This window comes from Serratia sp. CC22-02 (assembly GCF_900182895.1).
Classification (GTDB): domain Bacteria; phylum Pseudomonadota; class Gammaproteobacteria; order Enterobacterales; family Enterobacteriaceae; genus Serratia; species Serratia nevei.
Map to the genome: position 1 here is coordinate 1,339,221 of NZ_FXUD01000001.1, position 17,109 is coordinate 1,356,329.

A 17,109-nucleotide genomic window follows, 5' to 3' on the forward strand; every position below is an offset into this window, starting at 1 on the left:
TTTCCCTGAATGCCGCGCCCGGAGGGTCACCACCGGGCGCGGTTCTTTTCGGCGATGCAGGCCCGATTTGTTATTGAACTCTCAGCAGTTTCTTTAATTCAAGGTATCGAGTATGCAATGAATCATTACCCTCCGTTTTCTTGATTTTATCATCGAGTAAATCAACAAAGTTTTCACCAAATCTATCTTCAATAAACGGATTTGCACCATGTTTAAGCAGAAGATTCATATGGTCAATTCGCCCCAAATAAGCACACTCCACTAATGGTGTTCTCTTTAACCTATCCTGAATGTTAATGTCCGCACCATATTTTATCAGTGTCGCCATTGTCTCTGTATTACTGGATTTAATTGTCTGAAATATTATTGGTAGATCATCAAGTTTGCCTCTTGCATTAGGAGACAATCCCCCATCAAGCAATGCCTTTAACCAAATACCGTTGTCTAATTTTGCCATCCATTCAGCAGGACTGGCACCGCCATTGGGGCGAGGTTGCAGTGGATCGGCTCCGGCCTTTACCAACTCGGTCGCAATCTGCAGCCGTTCCGGCGTGGCATTGTCATGAGTCGACGTCGCCAGGGCATAAAACAATAATGTCATATCGTGTTCACCGGGGCTGTTCAGATCCGTCTCTTTCGCCAGCCGTTTGATGTTGCCGATATTCCCATCGCGGATAGCCTTAGCCAACACAAGCTGTTGACCTGTAAAGTAACCTTCTGGCGGCAAGTCCATTCCTTTCTCCTTACATCCGGTTGTAAACACCAATCCAATCGCGATGAACAGCGCTGCGAACACGTTAAAAACTTGTCTCATCGAGCTTCTATATCCTGTGACCGATTGTGGCGATATCATCGTCTTTTTCCTGTTCGATGCAGTCTATCACTTGTTGGATGCCATGTCGGTCCCCCATATTTCCCACACCGCCATCAAGCGTGTGTTTAACACCAACAGCATCCGGCAAATGTGACGATATTTTTTCCTTCGCGGCCAATAATGCAAGGTTGCCATTAACGTCGATAAAGTCTTGCCTGAGATCGACTTCCTGCAACCTCGTCAAAATTTCGCCCTTCACCCGGTAGGCGTTGATAATATCCTCACTGCCCACCAAGGAACCCCCATACTTTTCCACGGTACCCGAATTCAATCCCGCGGCATTAAATGTCCACCCAGATTTACCGCTGGTCATTGATGCCGCCGATGCCAGCCCACCGCCTAGCGAATGCCCGGAGATATCTACCCGGCCCTTTAATAAAGAGCCAATATCTACAGCTCTTTGATAGTATGCAGATTCAGCACCTCTGCCTTGGTTGAAGTTATTCGTCCAGTCTTCCAGGTTCTTTATCTCTGGCAGTTCACGATCGATAAATATCTTCTTCGCCGCATTCAGTTTACCATTAGGAAGTTCAGGCATCCTTGACCCGCGAAAAACAACTGTCGGATTCATATCATCGCCAAACACGGCTTTATCCGGAGCATAAACCCTTGCCAAAAAACCCGGTGATATCTCATTGTCATAAAGCATTTCCCGGCGAACCCCTAAACCATCCAAAAAACCGCCGTCATTACTCACATCCCGCCATCCTTCCGGCACGCCTGGCGTAGCCGCCAACGGATTGGTCGTGTTATAGACATTCTGCGCCAGCTTGGCCTTTTCCACCGCGACGTTATTTTGCGCCAGGCGTTGCGCCGCAATCCGCGCATCCGGATAGATACTTCGCTCCCCCCGACCAATCAGATATTTTCTCGCCTGCCAACGCTCCTGTTTGCTCATTGGGCGAACGACCTCTTTGATGACGGTAAGGCTTGAGCCAACGGCGGCGACCACCGCCTGCATCAGCGGGGGATTTTTAGCGGTGTTTTGTCTCGGGGGTAAGGACGTTGGTTTAGGCCTGGCGGCGTATCGGCTGATCATCTCTTCATAACGTTGAATTATACGTTCGACTGGGTACTGCGGCGGTAATACAGTCCCGGGATAACGCTGCAGGCGCCCTTGCGCATTGATGAAAAACGGATATTTGACGGGGCTCCAGGCACCGATACTTGCATCGACGGCAAGCAAACTGCCGCGTTTTAGTTCGTCAAACACGCCGCGCTTCATGCCGCTATCTTCCCGGTAACTCGATACGCCAATACCGGACTGCGTATTGCGCGTGATAGTGTGCCTGCTCGATATCGACGACATGGACGAACCGCCGAACAGGTAATGCCGCTCCAGCTCATAACGCGCATCGGCGGGATTAAGGATGCGGGCGAATTTCTCCGGCGCCAACGATTCCGACATAAAATAAATCAACTGCACAATGGCCTCCCTTCGGCTTGCTACTGGCTTTCCCTTCGTCTGTCAGTGAACGTCACTGGACGAGCCAGTTTTTCATCATACCTACAGCTCTACTTGACCGATACGTGCGTAAGAAATAACGGCCTTATTTTTCACCGTTTCTCCTTCTACGTCACATTTATCTTTAACAGGTTTATGTCAGACCTCGTCAATTTCTAATTTCAGTCTGCCAGCAGACAAGTCATTTACCGGTTCATGTTATCTCATCATCTTAATCCTTAAAATCTATGACGGTAATCAGTAAACAGGGTCCTGATATATAAACTGAACATATTAATCAACTTGGGTTTATCACTCATGCCATTAAGTGTTAATATTAGCGCATTACGTGCACGGAGAAATAGCATGTTCCCCAGTAAAAAACATTCACAGCGGGCCACCCCGCTGACCAGCTATCAATTTTCCCGGCTGCATACTTTCGAATGCGTCGCCCGTCATTTATCTTTTGCGCTGGCGGCGCAAGAATTGTCGATCACCCCCAGCGCCGTAAGCCACCGCATTAATCTGCTCGAAAAGGAGTTGGGCTTCCTGCTATTCCAGCGCTTTCATCGCAGAATTACCCTGACCCCGGAGGGCGAGCGCATGCAATGGGCGCTGGACAGCTCCTTCAACACGCTGAATCAGGAAATTCTGGACATCAAAAATCGCGAGCTGACGGGGACGTTGACCCTCTATTCGCACCCCTCTCTGGTGCAATGCCTGTTGCTGCCGCGCATCGGCGACTTTATCGCCCAGCACCCCACCATTCACCTCAACATTCTGACCGGGCAGGAGATCATCAACCTGGCCAACCGCGGCGTGGACTTGGCGATGTACTTCGGCAAACTGCCCTCGGGGCGGCATCTGGACGAGGCTTTTATGCAGGAATCGATGGTGCCGATCTGCACGCCGCAGTATGCCGCCGCACATAGTCTGTACGATGCGCCGGAAAACCTGGCCCACTGCACGCTGCTGCACGATCGCTACAACTCCGGCGAAGACGAGTGGCAAACCTGGTCGCAACACTTTGCGCTGGGGCTGGATACCGACAGCAAGAGCATGGAGTTCGACCGCTCCGATCTCGCGGTGCTGGCCGCCACGCGGCACCTTGGCGTCGCCATGGGGCGGCTCAATCTGGTGCAGGATTGGATCAAAAGCGGCGAGCTGATCATTCCGTTCACCGACATGACCGTGCCCTGCGAGCACTGCTATTTCACCTCGACCATCTCCGAGCGGCAGTGGCCGAAAATCCTCGCGTTTAAGCAGTGGATCATGAAAATCGCCCCTCTGGTCTGATGGCCAGAGGGTTAGCGCTCTATTTTGGGGGAATAAGAAAAATGCAGCGCGCAGGCGTAGAGCCGGCCGGCCTTTGAATAAGAGATATATTTGCGGTTTTTATCCCAGGTAAGCAGGGAATTATTGGCGAAATAATAAACCTCCAATTGCATCCCATTAGCTAACCTCGACCAGCCTCGGCTTCTTATCACGGTAAAATCACCGTTATCGCTGAGCGTGATCAGCGGCACGCCCCAGGCATAGCGGGATATTTGCAGCTGGATAATGAATTGGCTTTCGCAGCTTATTTGGTAGTTCTGTACATCAACATCCATAATTTATATTTTGGGTGCCACCCTTCGGTCAAAATAAATAAGATAAGAACAACTCACCACGATTAATCCCAGCACGATCAGCACGGCCCCCAATACAAACTCAATTTGCAACGGCTCGCCGAGAATAACGCCCCCCGCCAGGATACCGAATACCGGCGTCATAAAGGTGAGAATGCCCAGTGAGGAGGCCTGATAGCGACGCAGCAGCGAAAACCAGATCAGGTAGCTGAAAAACGACACCACCACGGTCTGGAACAGCAGGCTGTACCAGGCCACCGGGCTCAGGGTGAAATGCAGGTTTCCCGTCGCCAGCGCCGGCAACGACAACAGCACACAGGCGCCCGTCAGCTGGCACAGCAGCGTCTGTTTGGCCGGGCACTCCGCCAGGCGCGTGGTGCGGATCACCAGGGTAGAGGCTCCCCAGGCGATCCCCGCCAGCAGGCCGTAGAGATCGCCTTTCAGCCGTTCGGCTCCGCCGCTTCCCTCAGCCATGCCCGATATGGCCAGCACCACGCCGCCAAAGGCGATGAGCATGCCCAGCCACTGCACCGGCGACAGGCGCTCCTGAGGAAGGAGAAAATGCAGGCCAAGGGCGGAAAACAGCGGCGCGGTGTACAAAAACACCGCCATATGCGAGGCGCTGGTGTAACGCAGCCCTGCGGAGACAAAAAAGAACTCCAGCGCGAACAATGCCCCCACGCTCAAACCGGCGCACAGCGTGGCGCGATCCCAGGTGAAGCGCTCGCCGCGGCCGCGCGCCAGCAGGTAAACCGCCAACGCGGCGAGACCCGAGCGAATGGCGATTTGCAGCACCGCCGACACATCCGGCTCGGCGGCCTTGATTGCCACCTGTTGCATTCCCCAGATGGCGCATAGCATCACCATCGCGGCGGCAGCCCTGCCGTCGATTCCGATTCTCGCATTCATAATAGGGTTCTCGCCACCGTGAGAATAATAACGGGCAACCGTCGCGTTATTCTTTATAAACCACGATTTCCTGATAAAGCTTAATAACCTCACCATCGCTATCGGCAGAGTCGGTATATTCCGTTTGCTGCGCCAGATGAATCACCCTCCATCCTTTACGCGCTAATTCAGGGATCGTCAGGCGCCCCACGCCGCGGCAGGTGAACAGGGTGTCATCCGACAGCCTAAGCTTACTAACCTCTGCATAATCATACGCTTGAGAATGACAAACGTGCGACTCCGCCGCCATCGCAGGCAGTGAAAACAGCCCCACTAACAACATTAACAGGTTTCTCATGGCGACCTCCCAATCGCTTATTCATGCCGGCCGATTACGCAGACAAAGGCTGACGTTAATACACCGGTAAAAGGCTCAAATTAATTACCTCTTGCACGGATGAAATTACAGGCTGGCGCCGGTGACTGACAAATGAAAAATATAAACCTTGGCGTTAAATGAATTCATCCGAATCGAGAAACATGAACAGCGGCCCTTTGCACCGCACGGAATGGTCAAAAACCGGCCAATAATTAGCAAGAAAAGTAATTATTTATGTCCCTGTTTATGTTACAAATGCCGCCCGCCGCTAAAACACCAAAAAAAACCGTCAAAATGCGCAAAAACGCAGCGTTCTGCGCAAAACATCGGCATGGCGGCGCTGATGGGGGCGGTCATACATAAAACAGGGATAACACATGGCAATGAAATTGCGCGTATTGACTCAAGCGGTGGCGCTGGGTCTGGCGATCGGCAGCGCGTCGTTCGCCGCTCAGGCGGAAATCACCCTGCTGAAGCAGGATCCACAGGCCGGTGATCCGCTCAGCCGCCTGAACTTCACCGTTGGCGGCAGCATCCGTCCGCAGTTCAACAACATGACGGGCGACGGCGACAAAGGTTCCTACAAGCGTAACGGCTTTGACGGCGGCACCCGCTTCCGTTTCGCGGCGGACTACTACCTGTTCGACGATATCAGCTGGATCAGCTACTACGAGCTGGGCGTAAACATTCCGGCGCTGTTCGACTGGGATCATCACTATGCCGACGGCGCGAGAAACACCAGCCGCCGCATGCTGTACACCGGCCTGAAAAGCAACACCTGGGGCCAGATGACCTTCGGCCAGCAGAACAGCGTTTACTATGATGTGGTTGGCGCCAAGACCGATATCTGGGACTACGACATGTTGGCCCAGGCGCCGGGCAACGGCATCAACGGCGACTACGACGGCTCTTACCGTTCACGCAAGATGCTGAAGTACAAGAACCGCTTCGGCGATGCGGACGTTTATGCGTCGTACCTGTTCAGCGACAGCGACTACCTGCCGGGCAACGGCCTGCGCTATAAGCGCAAAGGCGGCGGCTCACTGGGCGTGGATTACCACATCACGCAGGATCTGACCTGGGGCACCGCCTGGAACTACACCCGCGCCGAAATGCGCAACCCGTCCACCAGCGGCAGCAAGAGCTACGATCAGAACATCGTCGGCACCGCCCTCAGCTGGAAACCGGACAACTGGACCCTCACCTTCGGCGGCGGTTACTACCACGACTTCCTGACCACCAAGAAAGCCGACGTCAACAATTACTTCGCCGGCGATGCGTGGGGTATCGAATACCTGGCCGGTTATACCGTGCCGGTTGGCCAGTACGCGGTGAAATCGGTGATGCCGTACTTTATGGGCGATCGCCTGGAATACGTCACCGGGCGCAACTACCAGCGCATCGACAACGGCCTCGGGGTTACCGTGCAGTTTGACTACGGCTTCCGCGTTGACGTAGAGCACGTGCTGACATCGAGCACCGACAACCTCGGCGATATGACCGTGGTGCGTCTGCGCTACGATTTCTGATTGCTCAGAACGTAAAAAAGGCCGCGCTAGCGGCCTTTTTCGTTTATGGGCGCAGCGTCAGAAACCGCCGCGCGCCGAGCGCCCTACCGCTTCGCCCAGCTGCCATACCGCCATGGCGTAATGGGTGCTGTGGTTATAACGGGTGATGGTGTAGAAGTTCGGCAGGCCGTACCAATACTGGTAGCCGGTGCCGACGTCCAGCCGCAGCAGGCTGGCTTCCTGGTTATCCCCGAGCGATCCCTGCGGGCTCAGGCCGGCTTCCGCCAGCGCGGTGACCGAGTAGCGGGTCTTGAAGCCGTTTTCCAACCCCGGCGCCTGGCCGTTGGCCTGAATCGCGACCGGCTCGCCTTTGGACCAACCGTGCGCCTTGAAGTAATTGGCCACGCTGCCAATGGCATCGACCGGATCCCACAGGTTGATATGGCCATCGCCGTTGAAGTCGACCGCATAGCTCTTGAAGGAAGAAGGCATGAACTGCCCATAGCCCATCGCGCCGGCGAAGGAGCCGCGCAGTTCGAGCGGATCGTCGCCTTCGGTGCGCGACATCAGCAGGAAGGTTTCCAGCTCACCGGCAAAGTAATCGGCGCGGCGCGGGTAGTCGAAGGCCAGCGTCGCCAGCGCATCGATAATGCGGGTTTTACCCATTACGCGGCCCCAGCGGGTCTCCACGCCGATAATCCCCACGATGATCTCCGGCGGCACGCCGTACACCTGCCAGGCACGCTGCAGCGCATCCTGATATTGATTCCAGAACACCACGCCGTTTTGCACGTTATCCGGCGTGATGAACTTGTTGCGGTAGCGCAGCCAGGAGCCATTCGGCCCGGTTGGCCCCTGGGTCGACGGCGTCGGCGCCTGCCTGTCCATCAGCCGCAGTACCGAATCCAAGCGCCGTGCCTGCGCCAGCACGTCGTGCAGCTGCTGCCGATCAAAGCCGTGTTCCTGCACCATCTTATCGATAAAGCGCGCGGTATTCGGGTTATTGGCGAAATCACCCCCCAGCGGCGCGCCGCTGTGCGCCGGGCTCAGCAAAAAGCCGCCCTTTACCGGGGTGCCTTGCGGCGTAGCGGTGGGACTGGGTTTCGGCGTGCTGCTACAGGCAGCAAGCAAGGTAATCAGCGGTAAAAGCGCAACCAGGTGACGCATCGGATATCCATATAACCATGCAAGAGATAAGTGGGAGTTATGTTAATGCATTGTTCGGCGCGAACAAACTGGATTATGTCGCCAATTACCGCGTCAGGTAGCCAAACGTGCCAAATTGTGACGTTTTGCACGGTGAAAGGACGCCCGGTGCGGCCGCGCGGAATCTCAACCGCGACTAAATGAGAAAAATTATCACCTTGACGCCCCCTTTTACCCCGATAAAATGCCCGGCTGCTTGCCATCCGGCTATCGCCGCAATGATCACAACAATGGACTGTAATGGAATCTCTCGGACAACTCGCCAAAGATCTTTACCGTGGGCGCATCTCGCGCAAACCCTTTGTTTTCTCGCTGGCGATCTTCGCCGTTGGCATCGTGTTGCTGTCGTTTCTGTCGACCTACCTGGATAAAAACCATTTTCGCGCCCATGCGCACGGCGATACCGAGGAATTCGTCTCGGTATTGCTGTACCTGCTGTGCATTATGGTCTGGGCGCTGTTCTGTTTCGGCCTGGTGACGTGGTTTATGGCCAAAACCGCGTTTCGGCTCAACGATATCGGCCTGCCGGGTTGGGCGCTGGCCGTGGCGTGCTATGTTTGCTCGGTGCTCAACAACTACTCCCCCGGCCCGGTGGCGCGCTGGCTGCCGCTGTTCAGCCTGGCCGTCATGATCTGCGCCCTGCTGTTGCCGCCGGGCGGGCTGCGCCGCAAGCCGGACGGCAACGCTGACGACTAACGCAGCTGCACCACCTTGTTCGCTGCCGGTTCGGCCGCCGTCAGCCTGCCGCTGACCTGGCTGATGCCGCCGCCGCTGTTATGGGACACCACGGCGATCGGCAAATGCCGCAGCTGCCGGGTTAACTCCGGCGTGATATAGCCGATGTGGGTGTTCGGTTGCTGTTTCCGCCAGCGGCCGGCCGCCCTGCGGCGGGAGAAATACTGGTTGTATTTGGCCCAGGCGATCAACGTGACGGCATTGAACAACGCCACAATGATATACAGCGAGATCACCTCCAGCAGCGACAGGGCGGACCCCACCCCGTGCTGATCCATCACCGACATCAGGCCTCGGCTGAACAGATAAAGGAAGCCGCACCAGGCAAAAAGCGTCAACAGGCTGTCTACCACGCGCGGCAGCAGGCCGCGTTCGGAATAAATCAGGACGTCCGTCATTCTTTGATCCTCCCAATGCCCCGATCGGGGCTGATCCAGCGCGCACGCCCGCGCCGAGCTTTCAACATCACTTTGGAAAACGCCACCAGCGTGGTCAGCAGGCTGAGCAGCCAATACACCAGCGGATACCAGATGATCCAGAACAGCGAGCGGCCGAAGCCCTTCTCATAGCGCTTCTCCAGCAGCAGGCTGACGGTGAACTGCAGCAGGCACACCACGCCCAGCACCAGGCCGGTAAACGCCGGCGTCAGCAACGAGTGAATGCGAATGCCCTCCGGCAGCGGCACCGCCAGCCCGACCAGGAAAATCAGCACGCTGACCAGGTAAGTGAACGCCCACAACGTAGAGAGGCAATACTCGGCGAACAGCAGCCACATATGCCGGTGCTCCCAGGCCCACAGGTTGCGCAGATTCTTTAAAAACACCTCGGCGCCGCCCTGCGCCCAGCGCAGGCGCTGCTTCCACAGCCCGCGCAGGGTCTCCGGCATCAGGATCCAGCACAGCGCCCGCGGTTCGAAGAAGATAGCCCAGTGCTTGAGCTGCAGCTTCCAGCTGATGTCGATGTCTTCGGTGATCATGTCCTGGCTCCAGTAGCCGACATCGGTAAGCGCTTGCTTACGAAACGCGGCCACCACGCCGGAGATGGTGAACAGGCGGCCATAGACGCGCTGCGTGCGCTTGATAAGGCCGATGATCGACGAAAACTCACCGACCTGGATGCGGCCGATCAGCGTGGAGCGCGTGCGGATGCGCGGGTTGCCGGTCACGGCGCCGACGTGCGGATTGGCCAACAGCGGCGCCACCAAATAGGCCGCCGCATCGCGATCCAGCAGCGCATCGCCGTCGATGCACACCAGAAACTCGCTGCGCGCCGCCGCCGCGCCCGCCTGCAGCGCGATCGCTTTGCCCTGATTTTGCGCCAGATGGATCACCCGCAGGCGGGGGAACTCCAGCGTCAACTGATCCAGCACCTCGGCGGTGTCATCGCTGGAACCGTCGTTGATGGCGATCACTTCGATATTTTCATAGCGCTGCGCCATCGCCGCCGAAATGGTTTCACGCGCGTTCAACCCTTCGTTGAAACAGGGGATCAGCACGCTGATCAACGGGTTGCCCGGCAGCACCGGCGCGGGCATGTCCGGGCTCCAGCGCCAGTGGCGCTCGCGGTGCAGCCAGAAATAGATGCCGCCGGCGATCCAGATACCGGACATGAACAGCGGCCAGAAAAACACGAAGTTGAGCAGCACTTCGCCGGTAAACAGCAGGACGATGCCGAAAGGCACGCTCAACACCAGACACAGGATAAATAAGGCAATTAAACGATCGGTCATGGCAGTGGGAACCAGGCTGAGGACAACACCGGGCGAACGGCATCCAGCTTAGGCCGATCGTCGAGGAAGTTGTCGGGGTAATAACCAAAGCTCTGAGCGCCATTGCGCTGCAGGCGACGCATCCATTCGGCCAGCAGTTGACCGTCATCCAGGCTGATCCGGCGCTCCTTGCGCCAGTCGACGGCCTGCAACTCAAACACCGTTTTATCGAGCGCGCCGGGGTAAGCGGCCACTTTGCCCACCAGTTGATCCAGCCAGCGGCCGCTGTCGGCGCGCGACACGTTTTCCATCAGCGGCATCGCCATCGGCGCCACCCAGTCGTAGGCCTGCAGGAAATCCGCCAGATTCTGGCCGAACCAGGCTTCGCTGGCGGGATCGAGCACCGGCATCGCATAGATGTTGCGCGCGGTTTGCACCTGCGGGCCGCGGATCGCCCGCACCCGCTCGGTCAGCGACTGGGTAAACGCGATCAGCGCCCGGCTCTTGAAGCGCGTCCAGCGCACCATCTGCTGCGGATCCTGGCGTATCGCCGCCACCGAATCGGCGAAGCCGGCCTGGCGGTAGGCCGCAACGGCGTCGGGGCCGGCGTCCTCGAAGTCCGACAGCAGGGCATCGTCGTGGAACAGGATCCCTTTGAAGGTGGCGTGGGCCGCCAGATCCTCGTAGATCTCACCGATGCGCTGGCGCGCCACCGGGCTGAACGGCGACAGGCGGCGGTACTGCTTGTCGTCTACCGACAGCTGCCCGCTTTGCGGATCGAGGCGCTGTACGCGCGGCACGTCAGAGCCCAGTTCGAACGCCAGCACCGGCATCCAGGCATACACGGCCACGCCGGTGCGCGAAGAGAGCTGCCAGGAGACCCGGTTGAACAGGTCGGCCTTCATCGGCAGCCAGCGGTTGGGGAAATAGAGCTCGCGCACGTTGCCGTCGCCTTTTGGATCGGCGAACGCCTGCAGGAAAACGGTATTGATGCGCAGGTCGTAGATGCGCTGGATCAGCTTGTCGAGGTTTTTGGCCTGCTGCTGCGGATCGGGATCGTAGAGGTAGTCGAGATCGACGTGCGCCACCCGCATGAGCTGCCGGTTCTGTATCTGCGTCAGCTGCTGGGCGAAGCTCGTCAGCGACGGGTTACCGGCCACCAGCATGCGCGGCACGTTTTCAGGCGCGTTGACGTCTCCCAGCCCGTTCTCCAGCGTCAGCGCCATGCGGTAACCGTGCTTGCGCGCGATGTCCAGCGCCACGCCGCCGGCCGCGCCGTACGGCCAGACCCACACGCGCGGCGCCTTACCGGTGGCGGCGGTGATGCGCTGGGTGATCAACGCCACGTCCTTCTCGATGCGTTGGCGATATTCCGCCTCGCTTTCGTAGCGGCCCTGTTTGGCGTCGTACAGCCGATTGGCGACCGCCGGTTCGGTATTGCCCTGCGGGTTGGCGATGCCGCCGTAATGCGACGCGTAGGTGTGCGCGCCGATCTCCACCAGCCCGGAGTCCGACACCTCCCGCACCTGCTGCCAGGTGAGGAAGCGATCGCGCGGCGTCATCAGGCCGCCGAAATCGACCGGCTTGCCGGCCGGCGCATCCAGCCAGACGCCGACCGGCGCCAGCACCGCCGGCCAGTTGTAGGCCTTCAGCAGCGGGAAGACCCGGCTGTAGAAGCTGCGGTAGCCGTCGTCGAAGGTCAGCAGCACCGCCTTGTTCGGCAACGCCGGGCCGCCGTTTTGCGCCTGCAGGATCTGCTCGACCGACACCGGTTGGTAGCCGTTTTGCTTCAGCCAGGCGAACTGTTCGTTGAGCGCGCTGGTGCGCACCGACATGTAGCGCTGGTCCGCCGCGCCGTCTTCCACGTCGTGATACGCCAGCACCGCGTAACGGTTGGCCGGCCAAGGGCGTTCCATCGGCCCCACGGGGCGCTCCGCCGGCGGCGTGAAGCGCGGCACGTCCGCCTGGCTGCAGGCGGTGGTCAGCAACGCGGCCAACACAAAAAGCGAGGATCGAATAAGCATGATTATTCCTTTAAAAACGATAATTCAGATCAAACGTCACGCCGATGTTCCGCTCGCGTTTGCCGTCGTACGGATGCTTCTCAAACTGCAGCATCGCGCCGGCGTCCAACACCCCGTTCCAGCTGATGCGCTGGCCGTAACCCAGCTGGGTGATCGGCTTGCGCGCATAGTCCCGCTGCCAATAGCTGCCGGCACCGGCCTGGAACTGCTGGCTCCACTCGGTCTGATAATGGCGATACAGGGTGTGATCGAGCGTTAACGACGGCAGCAGCGTGAAGTCGCGCTTCGGGTTGTAATACGGCACGTTCTCCTGGCTGTTGCGGCTGCCGGACAGCGTCAGGTTCATGTCCAGCCGATAGCGGGCGCCGGCGAGCAGCCGTTGCCGCCCTTCCAGGCCGTATTCCAGCCGGTTGTTGCCGTCCGAGAAGTGCGAAGGCGCCACGCTGGCGCGCAGCTCGCGGCTTTCGTTCTGCTGCCAACGCAGCCACAGGTTGCCGCCGTTGGCGCTGATGCCGTTGGTCAACGCACGCAGCGGCGTCTCGGCCGACAGGCGCGCCACCGAACCGCCGAGGCGCCATTGATCATTCAGGTCATACCAGGATGAGAGGCGCAGGCCGAGCTCATTGCCGTGGCCGTAGTTGCGGTTGGCCACCTCGGCCTCCAGCCACAGATCGCGCGAGCGCCACTCGGCGCCGGCGCTGAGATCGCGGTTGATGCCCTTGCCCTCGTCAAACTGGCCGGTGTTGAATCCCCAGCCGGTGAACAGCCGCCAGTTGTCGTCGATCGGCGGTGAATAGAGCGCGGCGTGAATGCCAAAATCGTGGCTGCCGCTGACCGGCCCGTCGGAATCGATGCCCTGATTGCCGCTGATGCGCAGTTCAGACATGTGGTGAATGCGTCGCGAACGTTCAAGCTGCTGAGCGGCGACGCTTTCCGGCGCGCGCTGGATGACATCGTCGGCCAGCAAATCCAGCTGGCGCCACTCCTGCAACGCCTGCGCGACATAGCCCTGCTGGATCTCCAACGGCAGGCTGCGCGGCTCCAGCCCTTCCACCTGCTTCAGCTCATCCTCGGCGCGACGCGGCCAGCCGCGCGCCAAATAAACGCTGGCCAAGGAGATGCGCAGACCCTGATTGCCCGGCGCCGTGCGCGCCAGATGGGTCAGCTGCCGTTCGGCCTCGGCCAGATCGCGTTGATAAACCCGCGACTGCGCCAGCAGCGATTGGCCGACCAGCCAGTCATCGTTGTAGGCCAGCGTCGGCAGCTGGTACAGGCGGGTCGCGTAGGGATAGCGCTGGCTGACGCGCTGCGCCAGCAACGCCGCCTGATCGATGCGTTCGTTCTCCGCCTGCGCGTAAAACAGATCGGTTTCGTCTTCGGCGGTCACCGCCTGCGGTGCGGCGGCGTTCAGGCGGCCGAAAATGGCCTGCGCCTTGTCCGGCTGCTGCAGATAGAGGTAGGCGGACGCCGCCCAGCGCTGGGCATAATCCGGCACCGTGCGCCCTTCCGCCTGCAGGGTTTGATACTCGCTCACCACGTCGGCCATTCGATAACGCGCCAGCAGCGCACCCAGGCGATCGATACGCGCCTGTTGGTAGCTGTCCTGTGCCTCCGGCAGCGGCCGCCACTGCGTCAGCAGTTGGTCATAGCGCGCCAGCGCGCGGTCGGCGATGACGAAACGTTCCTGTTCGCCGCGAGCATCGATAAACGACAGCCGCACCAGTTCGGCGGCTTCATCCGTCTGCAGGCGGCGCTGCTGCGCGGGCGGCAATGCCAGCCCCTGGCTTTCACGCAGCGCCGGATCCGCGACCCGATTCGCCGCCAGCAGCGTCACGTAATAAGCCTGAATTCCGGTGTCGGACGGCGCCAGCGCACGAGCATGGGTGGCGTTTTCCAGCGCCGCCCAGCTGCGGCCGGCGGCCTGGTCCACATAGGCGCGCGTCAGATACCACGTCGCCGGCTCCAGCAGCTTCTCCGCTTTTGCCGCTTCCGTTTGCGCCTGCACATCCTGCCCGGCATCTGCCAGCGTCATCACATAGCCACGCTGCAGACCGCCGTCGGCGGGAGCGAGCTGCAACGCCGCACGCCAAAGGCGCAGCGATGGTTGCCACTGCTTCAGGTTGCGATAGGCGCGGGCCGCCGTCGCCAAACTGGCGCTATCCCGCTGCAGCGCAGCGCCGTCGGCACGCCAAAGCGCGACCACCTCTTCATCGTGGCCGGCCCAGCCGGCCACCTGGATATAATCGGCTCGCTGCTGCAGGCTCAACCCCTCCTGAGCGCGCCGCTGCGATAAATACGCCAGCACCGGCGCGGTATCACCCGACCTGGCCTGACGGATCAGCGCGTCATAGCGTTCATCCGCCAGCGCGGCGGCCGGCAGGGATAAACCGATAAACAGCAATGACGCCGCATATTTGGTGGCGTGGCGCTCGGTAAAGCGTAACGAACGCGAGTTAACTTTAGGCACGAGGTATTCCTTTAATCCGTGAGCTGCTGTCCTGGCAAAGTGGAAATGCGAGCAGGCACCCGAAAAATCGGCTAAGGCCGTCGGGTAATAAGCATGGAGTAATGAATATTTCTGTCTGGCGCACGCTTAAATAGAATCGAATGCGCCTTTGCCTAAAAAGAGTATTTTATAAATCTGCCGATGAATACCGCAGCCAGGTGATATCTGAATGAAAATGGAATTTCACAATTGTTAAAAAGTGAAATAATAAAAATTAAAACCATAAAAATCATAAATATACATTTTTATCATGATCAATATTCTTATCTTCATCCCTTCGTGTGAAATTGTATAAAAACCGACGTGATATTTGATTTCAATTCTCATTATCAATCATTAATGGGGATGTTAATCCAAGCACCTAATTAAATAATCTTTCTTTCCGTAAAAAATAATAAGAATATTGCTAACAAGAAAATTAAATTTGCCTGCTAATAATTATTACTTTCAATTTAAATTCCCCCACGGCGACGTTCATGCTGGCTATCTCCCGGGCATGCCGTCACAATAGCGCCTCATTCAGGCTTCAATCAGGGATTGCCATGTACAGCCACTACCCCGCCCATTACACCTTCGATAGCGACAGCGACGCCTGGCAGATCGGTTTCCACGACTTCCCCGAGTGGCAATCGGCCTGCTATAAACGCGAAGACGTCGAGCTGGAAGCGCAGGAAAGCCTGCTGGCCGCCATCGCCGCCGCGATGGACGAAGGGCTGCCCCTGCCTGCTCCTTCCCCGCTGCAAACCGATGACTTGAGGGTACACCTGTCGGTGCTGGTGGCGCTGAAGATCGAACTGCACAACGCCATGCTGCGCAAAAACACCGGCAAAGCGGAGCTGGCACGCAAGCTGGGATTCAACAGCGGGCAAATGGAGCGGTTGCTGGATCTCGGCTACGCCTCGAAGGTTGAGGCGTTGGAGCAGGCGCTGTATCTGCTGGGCTACGAAGTGCGCGTGACAATAAGCGAAGTTTGCCAATAAGTTAGCGGCAGGTAAGCGAAATATTATCCGATGGGGCTAAATTTTCCCCATTGTGCGCCGATATGATCGTTACCTAATCACTTGTCGCAACAACGAAGGCTAAAAATGGAGTGGAGTCGCCGTCATATTTGGGCCGTTATTCTGCTGTCTTGTCTCGTTTTTTGGGCCATTTTGGTGACCGGCATCAACGCCGTCGCTTGAACGCCTGCCACCGCATTGCAATACCCCGATTTTAAAACCCGCAGCGGCAGGCTACTTCCTGTCGCTTGCCCATAAAAAGCGTTATAAAACAGTCCATGCTGTGCAAAAAACAGCCGAAAATTGTGATCAAAAACACAGTATTGAAATCAGACCAGTATTGAGAGTACATTAGCGCCGATCCTGTCGCGGTTCGGATTTTACCTCACGGAGCATGAGGCGCGACAACCGGACAACCCGTACGTGGGGCCGTTGTTCTTTCGCTTGGAAGAACCCACCCGACAGGCAGGTTGCCCATAAAATACTCAGCACAACAATCGGGATCATTGCTGGCGAGGACTCCAGACAGGAGTTGTTCAGTGAAATATTTTTTGATGGGCGTGTCATTCATGCTGGTTGCCTGGGTTGGCACCTTCATGTTGATGGTTGCCTGACAGCAGCCAGACCAGGAACACAGCCAAAGGGACGCGCAAGCGTCCCTTTGTCGTTTCGGCTTGCGATCATTTGCCCGGCATCATGCGGCGCAGGGTGTCGTCTTTGCGCAGGTAGTGATGATACAGCGCCGCCAGCGCATGTGCGCCAATGATAAAGTAGCCGATGTTTGCCAGCGTCTCATGAACCGTTTTGACCAGCTTGCGCATCACCGGATCCGGCATCACCCACTGCGGCACCGGCCAGCCCAGCAAAGACCACGATTTCCCGCCGTAGGCCAGGGTTAACATGCCCAGCAGCGGCAACATCAGGAAAACCACGTACAGCAGCCAATGGAAGATCTTGGCACCAACCTCCTGCCATTCTTCCAGCGGTGGCGTGGTCGGCGGCGGCGTGTGGAAAGAACGCACCGCCAACCGAATCAGCATCAGGGCAAAGACCGAAGCCCCAAAATTAAAGTGCAGATTTTTGACCATCGGCACCCACGCCTCCGGCACTGAATCTTTCAGCAACATCGCCGCATAGGTGAGGATCACCATCAGCAGCGTCAGCCAATGTAAAACGATTTGCGATCGCGCGTAGCGGTTGCTCATACACTC

General features: G+C 57.9%; 16 protein-coding genes. 5 read left to right on the top strand and 11 right to left on the bottom strand.

The features are described from left to right. Window positions 1-70: 70 nt before the first annotated feature. Together QOL81_RS06395 and QOL81_RS06400 are read right to left on the bottom strand one after the other, a co-directional pair. The gene (locus QOL81_RS06395) at window positions 71-814 is read right to left on the bottom strand and encodes an ankyrin repeat domain-containing protein (protein ID WP_060419947.1); all 744 of its coding nucleotides are present in this window, start codon (window positions 812-814) and stop codon (window positions 71-73) included. Window positions 815-821: 7 nt separating this feature from the next. Further along, entirely contained in the window at window positions 822-2,300 is a 1,479-nt protein-coding gene (locus tag QOL81_RS06400) for a DUF8093 domain-containing protein (RefSeq protein ID WP_283439727.1), read from the bottom strand. Window positions 2,301-2,684: 384 nt separating this feature from the next. Between QOL81_RS06400 and dsdC the strand changes: the two genes are divergently transcribed. Then, on the top strand, window positions 2,685-3,614 hold the full coding sequence (gene dsdC / locus QOL81_RS06405; protein WP_033648097.1) for a DNA-binding transcriptional regulator DsdC: 930 nt from the start codon (window positions 2,685-2,687) through the stop codon (window positions 3,612-3,614). 11 nt (window positions 3,615-3,625) lie between these two features. Here dsdC and QOL81_RS06410 read toward each other — a convergent pair whose 3' ends face one another. Genes QOL81_RS06410 through QOL81_RS06420 form a run of 3 tightly spaced genes read right to left on the bottom strand, consistent with a single transcriptional unit; the run spans window position 3,626 to window position 5,192 of the window. Then, the gene (locus tag QOL81_RS06410; RefSeq protein ID WP_084827321.1) at window positions 3,626-3,928 is read right to left on the bottom strand and encodes a hypothetical protein; all 303 of its coding nucleotides are present in this window, start codon (window positions 3,926-3,928) and stop codon (window positions 3,626-3,628) included. A 3-nt stretch (window positions 3,929-3,931) separates the two neighbouring features. Then, entirely contained in the window at window positions 3,932-4,855 is a 924-nt protein-coding gene (locus tag QOL81_RS06415) for a DMT family transporter (RefSeq protein WP_070915258.1), read from the bottom strand. Window positions 4,856-4,901: 46 nt separating this feature from the next. Then, window positions 4,902-5,192, bottom strand: coding sequence for a hypothetical protein (locus tag QOL81_RS06420; protein WP_169318652.1), 291 nt, complete (start codon window positions 5,190-5,192; stop codon window positions 4,902-4,904). A 398-nt stretch (window positions 5,193-5,590) separates the two neighbouring features. Here QOL81_RS06420 and QOL81_RS06425 point away from each other — a divergent pair, with 398 nt between their 5' ends. Beyond that, a complete protein-coding gene (locus tag QOL81_RS06425) occupies window positions 5,591-6,742 on the top strand; it encodes a porin (protein WP_038876548.1) in 1,152 nt (383 codons plus the stop codon). A gap of 57 nt (window positions 6,743-6,799) precedes the next feature. Here QOL81_RS06425 and mltB read toward each other — a convergent pair whose 3' ends face one another. Beyond that, window positions 6,800-7,888: a lytic murein transglycosylase B gene (gene mltB / locus QOL81_RS06430; RefSeq protein WP_038876549.1), complete on the bottom strand. Its 1,089-nt coding sequence runs from the start codon at window positions 7,886-7,888 to the stop codon at window positions 6,800-6,802. A 279-nt stretch (window positions 7,889-8,167) separates the two neighbouring features. Between mltB and QOL81_RS06435 the strand changes: the two genes are divergently transcribed. After that, window positions 8,168-8,623, top strand: coding sequence for a DUF805 domain-containing protein (locus tag QOL81_RS06435; protein ID WP_038876550.1), 456 nt, complete (start codon window positions 8,168-8,170; stop codon window positions 8,621-8,623). Here the strand turns inward: QOL81_RS06435 and pgaD are convergent. From pgaD to pgaA, 4 genes are read right to left on the bottom strand one after another with little or no spacing between them, the layout of a single operon-like run. Continuing rightward, window positions 8,620-9,060, bottom strand: coding sequence for a poly-beta-1,6-N-acetyl-D-glucosamine biosynthesis protein PgaD (gene pgaD / locus QOL81_RS06440; protein WP_060419934.1), 441 nt, complete (start codon window positions 9,058-9,060; stop codon window positions 8,620-8,622). The two genes, QOL81_RS06435 and pgaD, sit on opposite strands and share 4 nt — an antisense overlap. Then, window positions 9,057-10,391, bottom strand: coding sequence for a poly-beta-1,6-N-acetyl-D-glucosamine synthase (gene pgaC / locus QOL81_RS06445; RefSeq protein WP_087763436.1), 1,335 nt, complete (start codon window positions 10,389-10,391; stop codon window positions 9,057-9,059). Before pgaC ends, pgaD begins: the two co-directional genes overlap by 4 nt. Then, window positions 10,388-12,394, bottom strand: a complete 2,007-nt coding sequence (gene pgaB / locus QOL81_RS06450; RefSeq protein ID WP_283439728.1) for a poly-beta-1,6-N-acetyl-D-glucosamine N-deacetylase PgaB — start codon at window positions 12,392-12,394, stop codon at window positions 10,388-10,390. The genes pgaC and pgaB overlap by 4 nt, the downstream gene beginning before the upstream one ends. A 10-nt stretch (window positions 12,395-12,404) precedes the next feature. After that, a complete protein-coding gene (gene pgaA, locus QOL81_RS06455; protein WP_283439729.1) occupies window positions 12,405-14,861 on the bottom strand; it encodes a poly-beta-1,6 N-acetyl-D-glucosamine export porin PgaA in 2,457 nt (818 codons plus the stop codon). A gap of 581 nt (window positions 14,862-15,442) precedes the next feature. On the opposite strand from pgaA, the gene QOL81_RS06460 reads away from it, so the two are divergent. Both QOL81_RS06460 and ypdK read left to right on the top strand, forming a co-directional pair. After that, window positions 15,443-15,880 (top strand): type II toxin-antitoxin system HicB family antitoxin, encoded by a 438-nt coding sequence (locus QOL81_RS06460; RefSeq protein ID WP_060419926.1) that lies wholly within the window; start codon window positions 15,443-15,445, stop codon window positions 15,878-15,880. Window positions 15,881-16,437: 557 nt separating this feature from the next. Then, the gene (ypdK, locus tag QOL81_RS06465; protein WP_099782600.1) at window positions 16,438-16,512 is read left to right on the top strand and encodes a membrane protein YpdK; all 75 of its coding nucleotides are present in this window, start codon (window positions 16,438-16,440) and stop codon (window positions 16,510-16,512) included. A gap of 66 nt (window positions 16,513-16,578) precedes the next feature. Here the strand turns inward: ypdK and QOL81_RS06470 are convergent, their stop codons facing one another. Next, complete coding sequence (locus QOL81_RS06470) at window positions 16,579-17,103, bottom strand: cytochrome b (RefSeq protein ID WP_060419922.1); 525 nt, start codon at window positions 17,101-17,103, stop codon at window positions 16,579-16,581. Window positions 17,104-17,109 lie beyond the last annotated feature (6 nt).